The 2,219-nt window shown below is 71.3% G+C and carries 1 protein-coding gene and 2 pseudogenes; all 3 read right to left on the bottom strand.

Annotation, left to right across the window (positions count from 1 at the left end; genetic code table 11):
• On the bottom strand, positions 1 to 639 hold a 639-nt coding region (locus tag OP18_RS50590; protein WP_033367973.1), incomplete at its 3' end, for a histidine kinase.
• 64 nt (positions 640 to 703) lie between these two features.
• Positions 704 to 1,302 (bottom strand): annotated as a pseudogene (locus OP18_RS51830) (potassium-transporting ATPase subunit C).
• A 31-nt stretch (positions 1,303 to 1,333) separates the two neighbouring features.
• A pseudogene (locus tag OP18_RS56680) lies at positions 1,334 to 2,219 on the bottom strand (HAD-IC family P-type ATPase); the annotation flags it as partial.

Raw genomic sequence — 2,219 nt, 5'->3', positions numbered from 1 at the left:
GTCGTCGACCTTGTCGGCGAGCCACAGCAGGGCCAGCTCGCGCAGGGCGGTGAGGTTGCCGACCCGGAAGTAGTTGCCGAGCGCCGCGTCGACCTTCTCCGGGCGGTAGATGTTGCCGTGCGCCATGCGGCGGCGCAGCGCCTCCGGGGTCATGTCGACCAGCTCGATCTGCTCGGCGCGGCGGGCGACGGCGTCGGGGACGGTCTCGCGTTGCGGTACGCCGGTGATCTGTTCCACGACGTCGTTGAGCGACTCGAGGTGCTGGATGTTGACGGTGGTGAGCACGGTGATCCCGGCGTCGAGCAGCGTCTCGATGTCGTGGAACCGTTTGGTGTGCCGGCTGCCGGGGACGTTGGTGTGGGCGAGCTCGTCGACGACGACGACCTCGGGCCGGCGGGCGAGGACGGCGTCGAGGTCCATCTCGGTGAACTGCGCGCCGCGGTAGGTCATCGTCCTGCGAGGGATGACCTCCAGGCCGGACAACATGGCCTCGGTGAACGGCCGGCCGTGCGTCTCGACGAACCCGACGACGACGTCGGTGCCGCGCTGCCGCCGCCGGCGCCCCTCTTCGAGCATCTTGTAGGTCTTGCCGACGCCGGGCGCGGCGCCGAGGTAGACCCGCAGTTGTCCGCGCGCCAAGGTCGCACCAAGCCTTTCCGTTGATGGCCGGCCCGCCGCTGGATGGGCGGCGGGCCGGCGCGGGTCAGCCGCGGACGGGGTGGGCGGCGTCGAGGGCCAGGTTCAGTTGCAGGACGTTGACGCCGGGTTCGCCGACGAATCCGAGCACCCGTCCGGTGGTGTACTTGCCGATGAGCTTCTGCGTGTCCGCCGCGGACATGCCACGGGCGGCCGCGACCCGGTTCACCTGCAGCCGGGCGTAGGCGACGCTGATGTGCGGGTGCGGCGGCCGTCGACGTGTTCGAGGTCGCCGATCGCCTTGCTGCGGGTGCAGACCTGGGTGAGCAGGCTGGGCTTGTCGGGGCGGTCGACGATGTTCTCGGGGCCGAGGTTGCTGGCCGATGTCGCGGTCGGGTCGTAGCCGTCGCCGGCGGCGGACGGCCTGGACTGGAAGTACTGCTTGAGCGGGTTGCCGTCGGTGTCGGTGAACGACTGGCCGATCAGGCGGCTGCCGATGGTCTTGCCGTCCCTGGTGACGAGGGAGCCGTCGGCCCGCCCGGACAGGCCCGGGAGCCGGCCGATGCCGACGAGCAGCAGCGGGTAGACGAGGCCGAGCAGGACGGTGAGCAGGAGCAGGGCGCGGGCCGCGGCGAGGTGCTGGCTGAGCCAGGCTGGTAGACGCATCAGGAGATCCCGGGGATGAACTGGATGATGAGGTCGATGAGCTTGATGCCGATGAATGGGAGCCGGCCTCTTTCGCCGCCGACGTGCCGGTGTTCATGGCGACACCGACGTCGGCCTGGGCGAGCGCCGGGGCGTCGTTGGTGCCGTCGCCGGTCATCGCGACGAGCTTGCCGCCCTGCTGCTCCTTCTTGATGAGGGCCATCTTGTCCTCGGGGGTGGCCTCGGCGAGGAAGTCGTCGACGCCGGCCTCCTTCGCGATCGCCGCCGCGGTCAGCGGGTTGTCGCCGGTGATCATGACGGTGCGGATGCCCATGCGGCGCATCGCGTCGAACCGGTCCCGCATCCCCTGCTTCACGACGTCCTTGAGGTGGATGACACCCAGCGCCCGCGCCGGGCTGGCACCCACGCGTTCGGCGACGACGAGCGGGGTGCCGCCGGAGCCGGAGATCGCGTCGACGATCGCCCCGACGTCGTTGGTCGGGTGCCCGCCGTGGTCGCGGACCCACTTCATGACCGCGGTCGCGGCGCCCTTGCGGACCTGCCGGTCGCCGACGTCGACACCGGACATGCGGGTCTGCGCGGTGAACGGCACCCACGTCGCGCCAGCCAGCTCGCCGGGGGTCCGCTCGCGCAGACCGTGCGCGGTCTTCGCGTACACCACGACGCTGCGGCCCTCCGGGGTCTCGTCGGCGAGGCTGGACAGCTGCGCGGCGTCGGCGAGCTCCTGCGCGGTCACGCCGTCGACGGCGACGAACTCGCCGGCCTGCCGGTTGCCGAGGGTGATGGTGCCGGTCTTGTCCAGCAGCAGGGTGTTGACATCGCCGGCGGCTTCGACGGCGCGGCCGGACATGGCCAGGACGTTGCGTTGCACGAGGCGGTCCATGCCGGCGATGCCGATCGCGGACAGCAGCGCTCCG

It is taken from the genome of Dactylosporangium aurantiacum, assembly GCF_000716715.1.
Classification (GTDB): domain Bacteria; phylum Actinomycetota; class Actinomycetes; order Mycobacteriales; family Micromonosporaceae; genus Dactylosporangium; species Dactylosporangium aurantiacum.
The sequence above is the reverse complement of the archived record's forward strand: the minus strand, read 5'-3'. Positions and strand labels throughout refer to the sequence as shown.